Source organism: Paenibacillus sp. J22R98, from assembly GCF_059383835.1.
The window spans coordinates 541953-560479 of the sequence record NZ_JBXENW010000002.1 but is presented as its reverse complement, the minus strand read 5'-3'; the positions used below and the strand labels follow the sequence as shown (position 1 = coordinate 560479).

Below are 18527 nucleotides of genomic sequence, written 5' to 3'. Positions count from 1 at the left end.
TTAGAAATCCCCCTGCAAGTTAAAACAGATCTTAATCGCTTGCTGCGCCTTTAGAAGTTCAACGCCTCGCTTATACTCTCTGAATGAGAGTTCCTCGGTTTGCAAACATTCCGTGTTGAAAGCCGGATTGCTAAGTGCATCTAACAGCAAATGGCGATCCCGCTTCGTAACCGGATGATAGCGGTAGGATTCCAGTTTTGTCCCTTTGAACCAATACGATTCCGGGTAGGTGATATCGCCGCGAAGCACGCCGAAGATGATGACATGCTCATCGGTGCGGTCGAGTACGTTTTGCACGGATGGGGCGTAGCCTACGCAATCATAGCCAAGATCGAATCTGCGGTCTCCGAGATCATCCGCATGTACTGCTTCGACGCCTAAGGAAAGTCCGCTTACGAATTCAACGCGCTCTCTGTTTACATCAATCGCCGTCACTTTTGCTCCCCAGAGTGAGGCCAGCTGCATCGCCAGAATGCCGGCTGGGCCAAGGCCCGCAACCAGCATCGTCTTGCCTTGAAGATCATCAAACTGATTTAGGCCGTACATCACGCATTTGAGCAGCTCCGAAGAAACGGCACGCTTATCCGAAATGTGATCCGGCAGTTTCAGCAGATCGTTCTCGCGATAAGCCATGTACTGTGCGTACGCTCCATAGCCGGGTGAAAGATGCTCCAGCGCCGCTACGCGATCACCTGGAGCAAAACCTTGCACGCTCGCGCCGACTGCTTCCACTGTACCTACCGCTTCATGACCAGGGAAACCCGGAGGCAGCGGATAATCCGGCTGACGGTTCTGAATGAACATATCTTTGCCGCCCATCATGTTTAAATCCCAGCGAGGGCAGGTCGCTACAAGATGGATCCGGACAAGCACTTGATCGTCTTTAATTTCGGGTATAGGCACTTCAATTGATTCATACTGGTTTACACCTGTAATTTGGATCGCTTTCATGCGCGTTCATCTCCTTATGGCCGAGCCGGGTTTGGGCTGGTCCTGATACTTCTTAGGATAAGCGCTTACAAGCAGGATGTCTTTGCACTCTATAGTGATGGTTTGAATAAAGTGGTGCGATTCAACCGTTTACGAGCATTGTGGTGCATGATATGATTTGCACATCATTGACATGTTGAAAGCGGTGGCAAAAGATGAGGATCAGAAAACATGGCTTAGCTGCGGTTGAAGGCGGTGTCGGCAGCCGCGCCGGAGGCGTCCATCCCTATGGTGAGCTGCTCTGTATTACGGAGGGAGAGGCTGATTTGGAATGGTCGGGTATGACGTATCATGCCAATGGAACGGCCTTGTTTGTCATCATGCCGAATACGCCTCATCAATTGGTTCAGCGGTCGCATCGGCTCTGTTATTGGTTCGTCGAATTCCATGAAGAGAATGCCGATGCGCTTCCCAGCGTTGATCTCATTTATCGCTGGAACAGCATGCAATCTGATATTAGTTGGAGCAGTCCGCCTTATCCAGCGCTTCGCGCTGCTTTTGAGGCAGTGCGTATGCTGATGGAGGCGGAAGCCTCGCTTGCCCCGGCGATTTTTCAAGAAGCACTACTCTCAGATCTCCATAAGCTGCTCGTGTTCATCCCTAATATCACGGCATTGACGGCGCAGCCCCCCAGTTACTCCTCCGGTGAGATGCTCGTCACAGAGGTGCTGCGATTCTTGGAATCGGTGTTCCCGCAATCAATCTCACTGCAGACCATCGCCGATTATACGCACTACAACCCTTCTTATCTCGTGCGACTGTTCCGGCAGCATACCGGAAAGACACCATTCAGCTACTTAAACGAGCTTCGCCTAGCTGCCGCTTCGCAGTATTTGCTTCATTCCGATATGACGGTGCAGCATGTCTCACAGGCATGCGGTTTTCAGAGCATTCACTATTTCAGCCGAACCTTCAAAAAGCAATTCGGCATGTCGCCGAGCGAGTGGCGCAAGCCGTTGCGGACTTGAGTTGGTAGAAATTTAATAGGGTGAGAGTCGGTTTATCTGATTCTCACCCCAGGTAAGCTACTTGTCTATCAAGCATCCGCGGCGGTTGATTGCTCCCCCGAGCTTTAGCCAATACAACTTCCAAGACCAGCTACATAAGCACCAATAAGCGGTAACCTGTACCTCTCTTTCTCTCAAACGCGCCATTTCATGCTCATGAGCGGTTCTCATTACGCTCTTCCCCGCCAATCCACCATACCAAGACAATGAGCGGGTATCTCGTACCGCTCATTGCCCAACCCGATAGAAAAAGGCTGCCCCCTCCGTCATCGAGACTACGATGACATCAAGAACAGCCCTCCATAATGCTATACCCTCTCCAAAACTAGCACCCAGTCTTGGAAGATTTTAAACGCACCGGTGCTCCATTTGCCGTCCGCATCCGGGCTAATCGGCCCGAAGTCATGCTCTTCGCCTGTAGCCGGATCGAACATGAACGCGCGGTAAGCAACATCCTGCTCGATGCCCAGCACTTCAACGCCGCTGAAGGCGAGCAGGAAAGGCGCGTAGATGACGCGAACTTGCCCCGGAATCCCCGCCGCAAAAGGCTTCGCCGTCACAGGCGCTTCCTCCGCGACCGCATTCAGCCACTGCGGCTGCGGCTCGAAAGACCACCACTCGTACCGCTCCAGCAGCTTCTTCCCCAGTCCGACTTGCCGCGAGCCGGGCAGCTGTGCAGCTTCCCGCCAAAAAAGATGCCCCCATGCCACCCCATGCGGGGACGCGCCGTAAGGCTTATCCTCCGAATTGACCTGCCAAATCCCATTCGCGCCATAGGTATGGCCACATGCCCCGTTTAACATACAGGTCCAGAACGCGATACGCTGAATATCTTGATAGCTTGTTCCGCCGATACCTTCGTAGCAAACCTCGGAATTAATAACGGGCGTGCGCGGCTCCCTTGATACCGACTCCTGCACCATACGAACCGTTGGCTCAAGCGAGATGTAGGCGCCATGTCCGGTTTGCAGCATATCGAGATCCAGAACAGAGGCATCCTCCACCATGTTGTGCCCATATTGCGTAGGGTGAATCGTCAGCAATCTGCCGAACGGATCGATTTCCTTCACATAAGCGGCCATATCCGTCCATTCCTTGCGCAAGCGCTCCATGTAGAGCTGTTTCTGATCCGGGTTCTTGAAGGAATCCCACTGATAATACGGCATATCGGCCTCACCGCTGAGGCACCAAGCAACCGGATAAGCACCATACCTGGCAATCAAATACTCCCACTGCTTCTTGATGACATCGCGTCCGGCAAAGTCAATATAATACCCCCAGCATGCCACAATACACGGAAGCAGTCCGGATTCCACCATCCATACCATCTTCGGATCAGCAGCGTCGAAGAACGCCGGATTGATACGAGCAAAACCTTCCTCCCAAGCCTGCCCGCCTTCATTGCTGCCTCGCGGATCGAACGGTCCCATGTCGGGATAGAGTCCGGCAACGACTTGGATGACGGTGAAGCCTTTTTCAACCCGATCTTGTGCCAGCCATTTGACATCCTCCGGCCACTTCAGCCGATCCGTCAAGGACATCCACCATGTATCGCCTAACCAGAAGAACGGCTTGCCATCAGCATGCGCCAGATAACTGCGGCTTGCATCAGCCCGCGGACTGCCGTGCAAATATAGTGGATTTTCGCCCGTATATGCCGTAACCTCAATTGTTCCCTCTTGTCCATGCAGACTGACATTAGAACGATCGGAGCATACCGTACGAAACCTATGCACGCCGATTTGATCAGAAGAGTAGCGGAACTTCCACGTCTGGTCACCGCCCCAGAAGCCCGGCACCACACGTTCCCTGCCATCCGGTGAGGTAATCATTACTCGCATGCCGATATCGTTAAAAGGGTCCGGATACGGCGTACCGGAGCGGTACTCCCATTCCGTAACTTGATTTTGCATGATGCTGCTCGCCATTGCTCCGTTCAGTCCCTTCGTCAATTGGATTCCCGCTCTACTACAGCAGCTCCCTGTTGATGCGAATCGTGAGGTCATGCTGAAATTCCGGCAGTTGGATGATGGTTTCTGCCCCACCGCTAATGCGTACTGACGGCGAATAAAGCCCAGATGCCGGATCGTAGCAGCGAACACGATAGTCGCCAACCGGTAAATGAACAATCAGCTCCTCCGATGCAAACGGTGAACCGGCACCGCCCTCTGTCAACTCCCTCTCATCTGCCACGTAGATGTTGTACTCGTTGCCCGGTATCCCCAGCGTGCAAGTAACCGTATGCTTCGGCTCCCCACTAACAACGTCCGGCAATGGACGAGCTTCTGCCAGATCGATAGCATGTATGTAAGCAGACAAATGCTTCATCCATGTCCGGATATGCCGCTGGGAGGCCGGCGTTCCGGCTTCAACATAATTGATAATCGAGAAATCGATATAGTCATAATGGCAGCCGCTCATAAGCGTCACCCACGCGCGCTTGCGGTGAATCGTCCAGCCATCCGGATCCTTGTACTGACTGGCAACGTTATCTTCATCAAGATTAAGCGGCTTGCTCTCATTCAATGTAGCCAAGCAATAATCCCGCACTTCACGCAGTCGAAGCTGCTTCGACATGAACTCGCCCATATGGTAGCCGCGTCCCCCGTAGGTTGTGTTCGGCAGCGGGTGCATGTTGACGATATCGATGCCGAAATCGCCAAATGACAAGTCCGACGATTGCTCCCAAGGCTCGTAGAGGAACGCTTCTTGTCCTGCAATCATATGCTTGTTCGGCAAACGCGCTTCCGTCTCACGAATCGCCTCGGCAATCGCCATCTGCCAGGCATTGACCTCTTGCGGCGTCGGGTGCTCGCTGTCTCCGGGGAATCCCCCTCCGGGTTCATTGCAGATTTCGTAGAAAATATTATCGTAGCGGTTCGTTTCCTCTACGATCTTGCGAACATGTGCGAGCTGGCGCTGAAACAGCTTCGGCGCGCGCATCGTATTGTAATCGGTCCATGGAATGGACTCCACGTCGCTGACATTGTTCGCGGCGTTAAGCGGATTGAGATTCCAGACGCTTTCACCATACGTATTGCTCAGCAGCACAACCTCTACGATAATGCCATAATCGGAAGCGAGTGATAGAAAACGGTGAAGGCGATCGAAGAACTCCGGATTCCAGGCGTCCAAATCAAACTTCGGCTGCCAATCTAACGCTTTCTCCGGCCCAACTCGAGGGTACGGCGCGATATAGTCCGGCGATTCCGGCTTGCAGGTGGAGTAGGGATTGCAGTGGCTTTGCTGCTCACGAAACAGCATGAATAACCTCGTGAGCGTCTGCTCCTTCTCATGTGCGTCCGCCAGATACTTGGCGAAGTCGAACGGGCGGTTGATGACCGCGCCGTAATGCTCGGTTGCGCATACGAGCACAAGCGGTTTGCCGCGAAACTCGAACACGCGGCTGTTTCTCGGATGTTGGCGAATCGGAATAGCCAATGCACACACTGCTCCTTTCATCCACGCTCATTTTGGGAGAATCGTTCCAGCTTCTTTATGAATCCCGAGCGCGCAAGCACTTCCCGGTTAACGACGTTGGCAGGCGCAGCTCCACTCGCGACATCTATAATGGCATTCGTGGTATCCGCCCATAGTCCTTCATACATTTCCTCCGTCCAGCAAAGACTGTGCGGCGTCACAATCACATTGTCCATATGAAGGAGCGGCGAGTCGCTCACGAAGGGCTCTTCCTCGAATACGTCCAGACCGGCGCCGCCAATCCAGCCTTCCTGCAGCGCCTTGATCAATGCTTTCTCGTTGACGATGCCGCCACGCGCCGTATTAATCAGGAAGGAAGATGGTTTCATGGCTCGCAGCTGATCGTATGAAATTAAGTGGAAGGTTTCCTTGGATAAGAAGCAGTTGATCGTGAGGTAATCCGAACGCTCAGACAGAGTCTGCAGGTCAACCAGCTCCACGCCATGTGCAGCCGCTGCTACCGGATCGGCGTAGGGATCGTATGCGATCATTCTCATTTCGAAGCCGCGCGTCATATCGAACAATTCCTTGGCGATGTTGCCGAATCCGACAGAACCAAGTGTTTTGCCCGTAATCCGGCGGCCCGGATAGTCAATCCGATCCTGCCATCGTTTCTCCGCGATCAGCCTGCTCTTCACAGGGAGTCGATGCGCCAGCGCCAGCATATGCGTCATGATGGCGTACGCCACCGGCTTGCGAATGCCTTGGGGCGTAATCGTGACGGCGATGTCGGCATCTGTACATGCCTGCACATCGACCATGTCATAGCCGACGCCATAACGCGCAATGACGATCAAGCGATCGGCGGCGGCAGTCAGTGCATCCGCCGTGTAGCGGGGCGTCAAGCTGATGACGCCATCGTAGTGCTGCAATTGCTCCGCCGTCACCGTATCCAGATGTTCGCTGAAGTACGAAGCCTCAATGTGATTTTGCCGGGAAATCCGCTCCATGCCTTCAGGTCCAAAAGCCGGCTCTCCCCGGCTGTTCAGGAAATCGCGCGTGAGTCCGAGCTGAAAGGTCGCCACCTCTCGTCGCCTCCTTCCTACTCCATATGGAATACGATGTGATCCAGCACTTCCATGCCGCCTGACGTAACATCCGTTACCAGAACATCGGACATGTACGCTTCCCATCTGACGGTGTCCGGATTCGCCTGAAACCGTGCCCATGCCGGAGCGAACGTATCCTCGGATTCAATCGTCGCATACAGCCTGTTTTCCTTCATAAAAGTGGTGAAATTACTGAAGCCTGCCTCCCGCAAGGCGGCAATTACCTCAGGCCAGACTGCCTCATGGCGCCTGATGTACTCCTCCTCCATCCCTTGCTTGCACTCGTAGAAAAACATATATTTCGTCTTAGCCAATGCGCTCGACCTTCCTCCCGATTTGATAGGCTGCCTCGATAATTTCCATCGTCTTCAAATATTCCTCGCCTGAGGTCACAAATGACGAGCCGCTCTCAATGCCTTCGATAAAATGCCGATGCAGCCGGTTATGGGACTCTTGAAAAGCTTCCTGAGAACGCGGGATCTGCTCCACACTGCCATCCGTTCGAAGCAACAGCATTTCGCCGTCTGCATTCAAGCGAAGCGTGGCCTCGCTACCTTCGATTACCACGTACTCCATCAAATTCTCGCCGCCCGGAAGCGTATAGCTCCCGTCTCGGAACTCCCTTGAAGCCCATGAAGCTTCAAGCATGCCGGTCATTGCTGCATGATGGAAGATGACAATCGCCAGATCATCGCCTTTAATATGGGGGCTGACCCGCTTCGTAACGGCGGTAATGCCATCTGGCTCTCCGAACAGCGACCTGTAGCTGTCGATGTAATGCGGCCCCATCTCATACAGCAGCAGTCGCTCCATATCGCGGAAGTAAGGCTGCGTCATCTGAGCGGGATCGTCGAAGCGTGGGGTGAAGAACCATTTTGCGCTGATTTTGGCATAGGACACTTCACCAAGAACGCCACTCTCCAGCACGCGCTTCATCGCGAGGTAATGCCCCTGCCAGCGCCAGCCTTCGGCTACCATGAGCCGAACCCCGTTCTCATGGCAGATAGCAACCATCCTGCGGCATTCCTCGATCGTAGGTGCAAAGGGCTTCTGGCATAAGACGTGCTTGCCCGCACGAGCCGCTATCTCGACCATCTCCAGATGGGTGTCGGGGCGCGTAATCACATCGACAATATCGATATCCGGATGCCGGACGGCTTCATGCAAGGACGTGTAGAGCTGGTCATCCGTTAACCTGTACATCTGCGCCTTCCGTGCCAGCTTTGGCGGATTGCGGTCCGCGATAGCCGCAATGCGAACATTACGCAATGAGCCCCATGCTTGAAAATGAACATCGGACCAGTAGCCCATGCCGACCATACAAACATTCCATTTTCGCTCCATTTCAACCTTGGCCCCTTCTCCGTCCGTTTCGATCTCACTAAAACCACAGATGGGGCTTGGGATCTCGCCCGACTTTACGCATCGCGCTTTCCATGGATCGGATCATGAGACCGATATCGGAGCCAAGTCCTACCATGTTAAAACCTTGCTCCTGCCTGAGCTTCGCATCCTCAGCACTCCTGCTCATAATGCCTGAAGCGATGCCCCGCTTGGCCGCTGCCCCTCGCACATTCAGAATGACCTCGGCAATACCGGGACCTTCCCAATCCCCTAAGTACCCGTAAGTGGCCGACAAATCCGCCGGTCCGAAGAAAATCGCTTCAAGTCCGGGAACCTGCAAAATCCGCTCCATATCTTCCACCGCGTCCTTCGTCTCAATCAGCGGAATGATCAGCGTTTCCTCGTTGGCATCCTTCAAGTAATCCTGCATCCCCATTCCCCACTTGACGGCTCGCTCGCCTCCGATGCCGCGCACTCCATCCGTCGGATAACGGCCATAACGCATACCTTTCTCCAGATCCTCTCGGTTTCGAACAAGCGGAAGCAGCACGCCGTGCGCGCCAAGATCCAGCACCCTCTTCACGATGCCCTGCTCGATACTCGGTACCCGAACAAGCACCGCCGTATCTGATCCTCGGACCGTTCTCACATGCTCCATGACTTCCTTCAAATCCAAATGTCCATGCTCCATATCCACGCAAATCCAGTCTGTCCCCATCATGATTGCCGCCTCGGTGATGGACGGACTCTCAAGCGTTATCCATACGCCTGCTGTTGGCTGGTTGGCTTGTAATTTGCGCCGTAACGGGTTTCGTGCCGTTTTGCTCTCCGCCAATCATACTCCTCCTTACTTTCTCGGGAATTCTCGATTGCTGCGCGGCTTTCTGTGTGTATAATCTAATTGTAGCGCTTTCAACACCGCTGTCAGTGACGATTCTTTACCTGTTATCTACGCTATTTGACTTTAGATAAGGACGGGGTGCTGGGGTATGCGGACATCGTATTATTTTGACAATATCGAAGAGCCTGTCATCCTTCCCTTCACGCCGCTGGCTGTCTCGCGCAAACTGCCCTATCAGCTGTGTACGGTGGGACATGTGCATTTCGCCGAGAAATTCTACACCGAGCGGGAGAAGCAAAAAAACTACCAAATCATCTTCACCGATGAAGGCAGCGGCATCCTAACCTATGAAGGCAAAAAAGTCGTGCTCGATCGGAATAAAGCCGCCTTGATCAACTGTTTCGGCCATCATCATTATCGAACCGGCGATTCGGGGGTGTGGAAATATCGGTTTCTGCATATCAAGGGGAGCGGCGTGCCTGCCTTCTACGATACGATCAACCCAAGCGGCTTGGCTCCGGTTACGCTGCAGCACTCTTCGGAGTTCAATAGCTGTTTTGACAAAATCATGAGGTATGTCGAAGCCAGCGATCATCAGAGCGACCTTGCGATTCCGGTGCTCATTATGCGGATACTGACGGAGCTGTCGCTCAACCGCAACCGTGGCGAGGGTGCCAGGAAGACGGAATACCACCAGCAGGTGATTGAGTCGGCGATCCTATTCATGGAGGCGCAGTTAAGTCGCGGCGATTTCAGCGTAGCCGAGGTCGCGCGGCATGCGGGGTTCAACGAGAGCTACTTCTCGCGGCTCTTCAAACGGATGACCGGCACCTCGACTCAGGAGTATCTGATGCGGCTGCGTATTGACCGGTCGAAGCATCTACTCAAGAAATCGATGTCTTCCGTCTCCGAGGTCGCATACGAGGTAGGCTTCGAGAACGTGAACGTCTACATCCGTGATTTCAAGAAGCTGACCGGCGTTACGCCGCTGAAATATCGATTGTTCGCGGATGGCGTGTAGGCGCGCAAAAAAAACACCTGACCGATGGTCAGGTGTTTTCTCATCTACAGAATCCGCAATTAGTAAGGCTTGATTACTTCAGAACCGATCTTCTGCTTGCGAACAAGCTGCTTCGCGCGATCCGAGAATTGATCGTACGTCTCCTGCGGAATTTGCAGGCTGCCTTGGTAAGGCGCAGTTGATGTAGACGAGTAGATCAACGCAATGTTCGGTCTTGGCTTGTCGGAGCGATTCGGCGTGCCGCGGTGCCACATGCGGTCGTCACGAATCATAATGGAGCCGGCAGGCATATGGGCTTTGAAGGAAAGCATGTGCGGAGCCAGTTCAGGTTTGTTTACCACTTTCGAGCTGTACCAGCTATCCGGGTGCAGGTGCGTTCCGCCGGGCCATACTTCCATCGGACCGTTCTCATCATTGACGTCTACGAGCGGGTAGTTCACGACAAGATTGGTAATTGGCACGTTCACGCCAAAACGGCTGCCGAATCTAGCACCCATGTCGGCGTGAACGTCTTGCGACTTGGTGCCTTTAGGCATGGACGTGTTCGATGCAAAATAAGTGAGCTCGCAATCGGAGCCCAGAATTTGATCCACAATAGCCGTTACGAACGGATGCGCAATGAGCGATTCATCGCAGAACGGCTGCTCAAACGGCAAATACATGCCGATATGGTTCGTACCATCATGGAAGCCTTCTTCGAGGCTGAACTTGTTCTTCACCATAAAGCCTTCGAGGAAATCGCCGATTCTGTTGTTCAATTCCTCGATCTGCGTCCGTGGCAGCACCTCTTCGATCAACACATAACCATTTACTTGAATCAACTGTACGGCCAATTCAATCGTCGCGGGCAACAGTTTGCCGGACGCTAATTCTTCTGCACTAACTTTCACTTTATCCCATCCAATCTGTTTTAGCTTTGGTAAGAACGCGCTTGCTAAGCTATAAAATAACAAATTCATTCCCACTTGGAAAGCATAAATTGGTGAAACGGCGTTCACCAATCTGCAGATGAGACATAGAAGCGGCCTAATATTTAGTAATAAATACCAGATAGGCCAGTAAGCATTTCCCCTAAGAAACCTCTGCTTGTTAAGCCAACCGAATCTCATCTATTTCTATCGTGCCATCCTTCACTTCCACAAATACCTCGCCGTTCCGAATTCCGGCAATTCCGTATCCGGAGGCTGTGCTCAAGAAGCTGCTATAGTCTCCTGACACCTTCGGCGAAACGTAGAGCACCCGCTCCACCGCATCATACCGAATACCGCTCCAGCCTTGGATAATGCCATAGGATGCCATTGCTCTGGCATACCAATGCCCGCATTCGTATTCATCGAAAGGATTTCTTACGCTTCCATTATAACGGTCGCGGCAAACGCGTACAATGTCCAGCCCTTCCTCCACGCAGCCAACCGACATTAAATGGGAGGCGACTTGATATTCGATACCTGTCCAAACTTCGTTGCTATATACGAACGGGAGCGACAGCTGACCGCCCTTCGGCCATGTACAAAGAAGGAGTCCTCCATCTCGGCCGAGTGCAAAGCCTGAACGCTGCGGGTTAGCATGCTCGGACAAGTCGCGCTTGAGATTGTACTTATAGATACTTAGCAAGTGGGACTTGACCATCTCGCGATCCAAGATATCCCCAAGCCCGCACATTTCCGCGATCCACGCTCCGATGACCCCATCTGACAAGCAGCCTTTCCCATATTGATACTTCGGACCTTCCTGCTCCAGAAGCTTTTGGGCTTCCTTGGAGTAGTTGACATTCCATGCTTCAGGACCTTCCAATGTCTCGGCAGCCTTGTAGTTATCATTTCCTTGGGGAACCAGCTTGGCCGGATCCGGCGCGCGTAGCCCTTCCCAAATAATCTTTTGCTCAAAGTATTCGCCATTGAACAGCTCTTGTTCCAAATAATTCCTGCCCTTGCGGTATAGCTCTTCGTATTCGTTTAAAGGGTCCCCCAACGCTTCGCCCATGAGCGAAGCCGCTTTAAGCGCGCCAATGTAAATGGAAGAGCACATGCCATCCGGTCCCCAGAATTCGATGTCGTACGTATTGTGATGGGGCTCGATTAATACCCCCATGCCATCGGGATCCCAAAGCTCCTTGCAATACGACAGGCTTTGCTTGATTTGCGGCCAATACTTCCGGAGCCACTCGGTGTCCCCGCTGATTCTCCATTCACGGTAGGCCTTCATGATGCCGCCTAGCTGGCCATCCGAAGCTGCGTGATACTTGTGGCTTGCCGGCTGAATAGGCAGCGGAACCCGGAAATTCTGATGCCCCCGTTCATCCTGCCCTTCCGTAAATTCCGAAACCCGCAAGCTGCGCTCCAATTCCGGAAACAGATGCGGCACCGCTTGCGCATAGTTCCAGACATGCGTGCATGAACCGCTGCAGCTTCCCTCTTTAAGCTGCTGCCCTTCCCAGCCCCACATTCGGCCATCCGTCTGTCGCAGAACGGTAGGTGATTTTAGAATCGTCAGATTGGCGGTTATTGCATCCTTGGCTTCCGCAGGGAGCGAAGTGCCATAGAACGTGTCGCTAAACTTCAGACTTCTTTCGCGAAGCGAATCGTAATGACGGAACCAGTACTCGGAAACTTCCGAAATCGTTGCAAATTTACCGGCGTACCAGGGCTTATGGAATTCTCCGGCCCAATCCGCATGTTTAGCTGCTTCTACACCTTCAATCAGATTTGTCTCCGGCACATACCAAGACAGCATGATTCGAATGACCTCGCGGTCATGAGGAGCAAGCGTAATCGGAACAAACAAACTTCCTCCCGGACTTGGCTTCCCTTCCGATACTTCAGGTTTCTCCTCACTTCGGCCTTCTTTAACCGCGTTCCAAACCATGGTTAACGAATCGAACCATCCGCCGCGGAACCAAGCGCAGTCGACTTTAGCGTTCGGATGATCCGTTAAGGCACTGAATGAACCTTCTTCCCATGGCTTTCCTTCCTCCGGCGATTGCTCCAGTACAAAACCTTTGCCTGCATTCGCGCCGTATACCCGTTGTTTCGTCGATTTATTGAACGCCATAAAGTTAGCCGCATGAAGGGAATACACGAGCTCAACAGGGCGATCTGTTTGGTTGATTAGCGTAATTTCGAGCGCTGCTGCAGGCAAGCTCGAGTCGTCTGCATGTAAGGGAATAAACGGACTCCAGCCCGTAATCGACGCCTCGACAGGAAGCTGATCATCCTTCAGTTCAACGGTCCCAAACGGAAACCTGGCGTGAAACGTACTGCTCTCAAAGCGCGGCAAGCCGAAGTGCTTACCGAACAGCCCGCTGCCTGGATTCATCGACTCTGCTTTATTGCCGTAGATCTTCCAAGAAGGAATCGGGCCTTCCATGACCCTTGCAATATTGTCCTGCTCCCCTTTCACGCACAAGCCGGAAAAAATGATAGGTTCGTGCGTAATATTGGGTGCATGGCGTAAAGAGAAATGGGACATCGCCCCCGTTCCCTCCAGACAAAACATGCCCGCACCTATCCCGCCAAGCGGATAAGCGATGTGGGCATTCCGATTCCCCGAATACGATTGACTGTAAGATTGCTGGCTCATACTGATTCCCCCTTAATGAGTCTCCATCCATCATAAGCGCTCTCTTATCCTATGAATACGTGTTTCATGGAACCGATTACAAATCTCTCCCTAATTGAATAAAACTTTCTCCAGGAGAGGGTCACTCGTCATTCCCCTCGCTATTCTAACGAACCGTAGAGGCCTTATTTGAGAGAAAAGTGCTCCTCCATTATTCTAACGAACCACAGAGACCTTATTTAGTCGAAATAGGCTGAAATGCACGACCTTTGGGCCAAATAGTGCTTGTACGGTTCGTTAGAATTTCAAACCGCTGCTATTCGATCAAATAAGGCCCGTACGGTTCGTTAGAATAAAAAAAGGCCAACCAGAGTAATCTGGTTGACCTAATTATACGAAGAGCCTCAGCATGTGCGGCCAGAAGAGGAATCGTAATCGCGCAGAATAGCAAAATAAATCGGGAACCGAGCGTGTTCATTTTATTCATTCCGATGAGTCCTCCTATCCGCAATCACTAGGCAGTCTTCCCATAATAACTCTAGGAATGATCATAGCGGCAGGTTCACAATCAAACAAGACAAATAGAAGCCCACAGTTCAGAACGCAACTGTGAGCTTCACCTTACCCTTCCGTCATCGCCAGCAAGTTGACCGCAATTACATCCGGCATAATCGCCATTCCGCCATACAAGCCGGTGACCGCATTATGCGTATCGGCGAAGCAATCATCGAGCAAGCCTTGATCATAATACACCTTCGTATGCTGCAAATTATGCGGCATCCACGTTGCATCCCGGTGATCGATCATCCAGCGCATGGCCGCATTCGTGATCCCCTCCCGATAACGCGTCCAATCGATAGCCGGATCAATGACCGCCCAGTCGATGCCGAGCCTGTAGGATTCCGCAAACGTTTCCAACACTTCCCACTGCACATGGTCGCGCACCCAATTGGCGAAATACCAATCGCTTGAACAGAAGCACGGCTTCGTATTGTATAGCATGGGCTTATCTGCCGGCTGCCGCAGATGGGTAAAAGGAAGAACCGAACGAATCCAATACACAGCCTTTTCCTTATAGACTTCACGGCCTGTTGCCAGATGAGCAAGCCAATTTGCGATAGCCGCATGGCCTGCCGCGAACAGGTTCGGACTATGCAGCGGCGTTTCCCAGAAGTCGCCGCCCTCCGGCCTTGTCATCGGCAAGCAATAGTCGATGGCACGCAGAGCACCTTCCCTCAAGCGTTCATCCCCGGTCGCTTTCCATAGCCGAAGCAGCTCGATCGCCGGCACCACGCATAAATCAAGTGCCGTATCCCCCGCATGACCCATCGGTTCAAGAAAGGCCCGCGCCACGACAAAATCATCCTTCATGTAATGCCGCCCATCCGGATCGAACGGGAATGCACCGTCTTCCTTTTGATGGGACAGAAGCTGCAGTCCCTTCTGCAGTAAGCGGTCATCAACGGACGATGCATTCGCTTCGACCGTACTCCCGTTGCTCCCAGAGGCCGCGTCGAGTGCTCTGCATTTATCGACTTTCTCCTGCAGCGAAGCAGCTAGCGAAGTCCCTTTGCGGCGTTCTATGTAGGTTTCTGCGAAACGCGGCACGCGGTGTGAATACCCTTTCTCATGCTGCGGTGTTCCGAATCCTTGGCCTTCCTGCCAGTATCGCTCGTTATAGGCATGTGCAATGCGATCAAGCGTTTCCTCATAAGACCACCTTGGTGTCGCCGGTGCCGGGAGCCCTCCTGAGCGAGTAATCCAATCCGTCATCACATCCAGCGATCGACCCGGAATCACAACAAGCTCAGCATTCCAAGCCACCACCTGCTGCGGATGGAGCTCCAATGGTTCTGCCGCATAAATTTGATTCTCGGCATGCTCGGTTCGGGCATCGGGCACCATCAGTCCGAGTAGATGATGATTCCTTCTATCTATGAAATTCGGCGAAGCGAATACCGGCTGCTGCACATGAATGCGGTAGTTGAACCAGCGGGTTGCATGCAGCGCCGGGTCCCACGACAGACCAACCGCCGTACCATCGTGACTGACCGCCATTACCGGGAAAGCTACCTTATTTGGATGAGGCGCGACTCTGAGCGCCCATGGGTCCTTGAACCAATCTGTACCGCTTGACCACTCCTCGCCCTCCAGCCATTCCACGCCGGGGAAGATGGCATCCGTCTTGTTCGCCCCGAATGAATCCGCACCGACTTTAACCCACGGCCCTCTGACATAACGAACAAACAGGTTATAATGCGAGACAAACCTATATGCCAGCTTCAATACAGGCTGATCACGCAATAACGTCAGCTTCACTTCGCCATCCATCAACGCCGCATCGAAAGGATACTGAATCCAAGTATCGAACGAAGTGCCTTTCAGCTTCTGCTGCACAACCAACGCCTTCACCTGAAACGTCAGCGATTCCCCTTCATCCGATTGTGTCCGCTCGTACGACTCCGATTCCATCCGAATCGGAATTTCCTGATCCCGCAGCAGCATCTCACCGAAATGCTCCAGTACCCCCATAAACCGATCATCTGCCGAAAATACTTCCGCCCATCCCCATCCGGTCAATCTCTTATGCACGTCAATTCGCATATGCTCGTTAGCTATTCGTATTGTTTCTCCTCCATAGCTGCCCTGCGTAAATTCCGGCACTTCCGATCACTCCTTCAATGTGAGGAAATCAGGTCGTCCTCTATCCCATCCTATTCGAGCACCGGAAGTCCATTCCTGCCTAAGCAATTGTCCGAATAGACCATGCCATTGCGCGCCGCAACACGGCCCCAAGTTTGACGAAGCCTAGGTTAAAGCATAGTATTAGAGGTGAAAAAATCAGCCGATAGGAAGTGCTACATATGAGTGAATACCAAGCTTTGCTAGAGCAGCTGCAGCAACAGGAGAACGAGCTTCAATTCTCCTCGTTTACGAACGAAACCGCTTTTCAGATCGGTACGAAGATCATTGAGAGAGCGCAGCAAGAGGACAAAGCAATCGCGGTCACGATCGTAAGAAACGGCGAGCTATTATTCCATAGCAAAATGAACGGAACAAATGCAAACAACGATCAATGGATTCAGCGTAAACGGAACGTCGTTCACCATTTCGCTCACAGCTCGTACTTCATGCATGTCGAGTTTAAAGCAAACGGCTCCTCCATAGAAGCATCTCACCTTGACCCGAAAGATTATGCGGCAGAAGGCGGCTCCTTCCCGCTGATCATCAAGAATGTTGGCATCGTAGGGACGATTACAGCATCCGGACTGCCGGGTGAGCTGGACCATCAGATTATCGTGGATGTATTGGGAGAGTTTCTACTAGGAAAATAATCGCGTCACAAGGAGTGTTATGACAGTGATTACGCGTATCGCAGCAAGAGACGACGCCCCGGAGGTCATTCCGCTGCTGCTCGAAGCGATCGGTTCGATTGCTTATCTGCTTACGGGAGCATCGGATGAAATCGAGGCGGCAGAGCTGCTGACCGAATTCTACAAGCAGCAGGGCAATCGAGTCAGCTACGGTAATGTGATCGTGGCCGAGCAGGAAGGCCGAATTGCCGGCATGGTCGTGGCCTATTCCGGTAACGATGCATCGCTGTTGGACGAGCCATTCCTAGCGAAGCTTCGCAACAGACCCGGCAAAGAAAACAGCGTTATTGTACGTGAGGCACGAGATGGCGAGTTCTATCTGGACGCGCTGGCCGTGTCGGAGCAATATCGCGGACAAGGGATTGCCAAGCTTCTCATGGCAGCCGCCGAGCAGCGCGCGGCTCAGCTCGGGTTCGAGCGTGCGGCGCTAATCGTCGAAACCTACAACGAGCGGGCTTATCGGCTTTATCTCGCAAGCGGCTACGAGGAAGACGATATGCTGCGCATCGGCGACAGCGACTACCGCCGTATGGTGAAACGAGTATAAGAAAAGGCAATGAAGGACGTTGAACCCCAACGTTCTTCATTGCCTTTTTATTTATCCTCTGAATGCATCCAGCTCAATCACGCGTTTCTCTAAACGAGATGCCTCCGCTGCGAATGCCATCATATGGCTTTGCACCGATTTGGCCGCAGAAGTCAAACTATCGCCGGCACCGCCGTCCGACTTCACGAGTCCGATAAAGTCGCTCATTAACCCATAATCTCCGCCGCCATGGCCGGCATGGCCGCCGGGCATTTCAAGTGAAATCTTCTCCGGCGTATGACCGCCGAATCGAATCAACTCGATTTCGTTCTTCTCCATTGCAGCTCGGATCTCGCCTTTCGTGCCCATCAGCTTCAACGTCCGGCTGCATTCCTGTGTGAATGCGCTCATGGTGAAGACCGCCGTCACTTCATTGGCAAACTCCATATTGACGACCTGATGATCCACCACATTATTATCGCAATGGTAGACACAGCGTCCGTACGGCCCTACCTGCAGCGCTTTGAGCCTTGCTTCCGGACTTGGATCATCACTTATGGCCGCCGCCATCCAGCTTTCCGAGTCCCCGAGGTAGACATTAGGCGCATAATATAAGCATTCATCAGCCACAGGGCAACCATCCGTACACCGCTTTGGCGCTCCCTCCGGAGCATTGGAAGCATTGAAGTAGGAGAGTGAACCAAAGGAGGATAAGCGTGTACAATCCGCTCCCGCCAGCCATAACAAGATATCCATGTCATGACAAGACTTCGCCAGAATCATCGGGCTGGATTCTTCCGCATTGCGCCAATTGCCGCGAACGAAGCTGTGCGCCTGATGCCAATAACCCACATTCTCATTATGCTGGATAGACATCAGCTGACCGATCTGCCCTCCCGTGAGCAGCCGTTTCACTGTACGGAAGAAATTCGTATACCGAAGCACATGGCAGATCGAGAAGATGAGCCCTGACTGCTGCGCTTTCTCCCCCATCTCCAGACACTCGAGCGGGTCCGGTGACATGGGCTTCTCAAGCAGTACATGATAACCCGCGTCTAGCGCCATCATCGTCGGCTCGTAGTGCATCTTATCCTGCGTGCAGATCAACACGGCATCCGCAAGCTTCGGCTGCGCAAGCAATTCGCGCCAATCGTCATAGCACATGCGCACATCTATCCCGTGACGCTGCTTCAAGCGATCTCGCCGATCAAGGTTGGGGTCGGCTACCGCTACAACTTCCATCTCATCCGGATGTGCGAGCGCATAATCGACGTAATTTTGTCCGCGCAGTCCCGCTCCGATTAAGGCAATCCTCACTTTGCTCATCAGACGCTCTC

Annotated in this window: 15 protein-coding genes; 4 read left to right on the top strand and 11 right to left on the bottom strand. The window is 52.9% G+C overall.

From position 1 onward, the window contains the following. A complete protein-coding gene (locus AC50Y3_RS07975) occupies nt 1-951 on the bottom strand; it encodes a zinc-dependent alcohol dehydrogenase (protein WP_494818242.1) in 951 nt (316 codons plus the stop codon). A 194-nt stretch (nt 952-1145) separates the two neighbouring features. On the opposite strand from AC50Y3_RS07975, the gene AC50Y3_RS07970 reads away from it, so the two are divergent. Further along, nucleotides 1146-1958, top strand: coding sequence for a helix-turn-helix transcriptional regulator (locus tag AC50Y3_RS07970; protein ID WP_494818241.1), 813 nt, complete (start codon nt 1146-1148; stop codon nt 1956-1958). A 347-nt stretch (nt 1959-2305) separates the two neighbouring features. Here AC50Y3_RS07970 and AC50Y3_RS07965 read toward each other — a convergent pair whose 3' ends face one another. From AC50Y3_RS07965 to AC50Y3_RS07940, 6 genes are read right to left on the bottom strand one after another with little or no spacing between them, the layout of a single operon-like run. Continuing rightward, nucleotides 2306-3949 carry a glycoside hydrolase family 140 protein gene (locus AC50Y3_RS07965; protein WP_494818240.1) on the bottom strand — a complete coding sequence of 548 codons (1644 nt, stop codon included), beginning with the start codon at nt 3947-3949 and terminating at the stop codon, nt 2306-2308. A gap of 16 nt (nt 3950-3965) precedes the next feature. Continuing rightward, a complete protein-coding gene (locus AC50Y3_RS07960) occupies nt 3966-5438 on the bottom strand; it encodes a cellulase family glycosylhydrolase (protein WP_494818239.1) in 1473 nt (490 codons plus the stop codon). A 17-nt stretch (nt 5439-5455) separates the two neighbouring features. Next, nucleotides 5456-6502: an NAD(P)-dependent oxidoreductase gene (locus AC50Y3_RS07955; RefSeq protein WP_494818238.1), complete on the bottom strand. Its 1047-nt coding sequence runs from the start codon at nt 6500-6502 to the stop codon at nt 5456-5458. A 17-nt stretch (nt 6503-6519) separates the two neighbouring features. Further along, a complete protein-coding gene (locus AC50Y3_RS07950) occupies nt 6520-6840 on the bottom strand; it encodes an L-rhamnose mutarotase (RefSeq protein ID WP_494818237.1) in 321 nt (106 codons plus the stop codon). After that, the gene (locus tag AC50Y3_RS07945; protein ID WP_494818236.1) at nt 6833-7870 is read right to left on the bottom strand and encodes a Gfo/Idh/MocA family protein; all 1038 of its coding nucleotides are present in this window, start codon (nt 7868-7870) and stop codon (nt 6833-6835) included. Before AC50Y3_RS07945 ends, AC50Y3_RS07950 begins: the two co-directional genes overlap by 8 nt. A 37-nt stretch (nt 7871-7907) precedes the next feature. Next, nucleotides 7908-8705: an HpcH/HpaI aldolase family protein gene (locus tag AC50Y3_RS07940; protein ID WP_494818235.1), complete on the bottom strand. Its 798-nt coding sequence runs from the start codon at nt 8703-8705 to the stop codon at nt 7908-7910. 154 nt (nt 8706-8859) lie between these two features. On the opposite strand from AC50Y3_RS07940, the gene AC50Y3_RS07935 reads away from it, so the two are divergent. Further along, on the top strand, nt 8860-9732 hold the full coding sequence (locus tag AC50Y3_RS07935) for a helix-turn-helix domain-containing protein (RefSeq protein ID WP_494818234.1): 873 nt from the start codon (nt 8860-8862) through the stop codon (nt 9730-9732). 59 nt (nt 9733-9791) lie between these two features. Here AC50Y3_RS07935 and AC50Y3_RS07930 read toward each other — a convergent pair whose 3' ends face one another. From AC50Y3_RS07930 to AC50Y3_RS07920, 3 genes are all read right to left on the bottom strand, one after another. Continuing rightward, a complete protein-coding gene (locus AC50Y3_RS07930) occupies nt 9792-10622 on the bottom strand; it encodes a phytanoyl-CoA dioxygenase family protein (RefSeq protein ID WP_494818233.1) in 831 nt (276 codons plus the stop codon). Between the two features lie 199 nt (nt 10623-10821). Then, on the bottom strand, nt 10822-13311 hold the full coding sequence (locus tag AC50Y3_RS07925; protein ID WP_494818232.1) for a GH116 family glycosyl hydrolase: 2490 nt from the start codon (nt 13309-13311) through the stop codon (nt 10822-10824). Nucleotides 13312-13911: 600 nt separating this feature from the next. Then, nucleotides 13912-15954 (bottom strand): hypothetical protein, encoded by a 2043-nt coding sequence (locus tag AC50Y3_RS07920; RefSeq protein ID WP_494818231.1) that lies wholly within the window; start codon nt 15952-15954, stop codon nt 13912-13914. A 200-nt stretch (nt 15955-16154) separates the two neighbouring features. Between AC50Y3_RS07920 and AC50Y3_RS07915 the strand changes: the two genes are divergently transcribed. After that, a complete protein-coding gene (locus AC50Y3_RS07915) occupies nt 16155-16625 on the top strand; it encodes a heme-degrading domain-containing protein (RefSeq protein ID WP_494818230.1) in 471 nt (156 codons plus the stop codon). Nucleotides 16626-16650: 25 nt separating this feature from the next. Beyond that, nucleotides 16651-17211 (top strand): GNAT family N-acetyltransferase, encoded by a 561-nt coding sequence (locus tag AC50Y3_RS07910; protein WP_494818229.1) that lies wholly within the window; start codon nt 16651-16653, stop codon nt 17209-17211. Between the two features lie 51 nt (nt 17212-17262). Here AC50Y3_RS07910 and AC50Y3_RS07905 read toward each other — a convergent pair whose 3' ends face one another. Next, the gene (locus AC50Y3_RS07905) at nt 17263-18516 is read right to left on the bottom strand and encodes a Gfo/Idh/MocA family protein (RefSeq protein WP_494818228.1); all 1254 of its coding nucleotides are present in this window, start codon (nt 18514-18516) and stop codon (nt 17263-17265) included. Between the last annotated feature and the right edge of the window lie 11 nt (nt 18517-18527).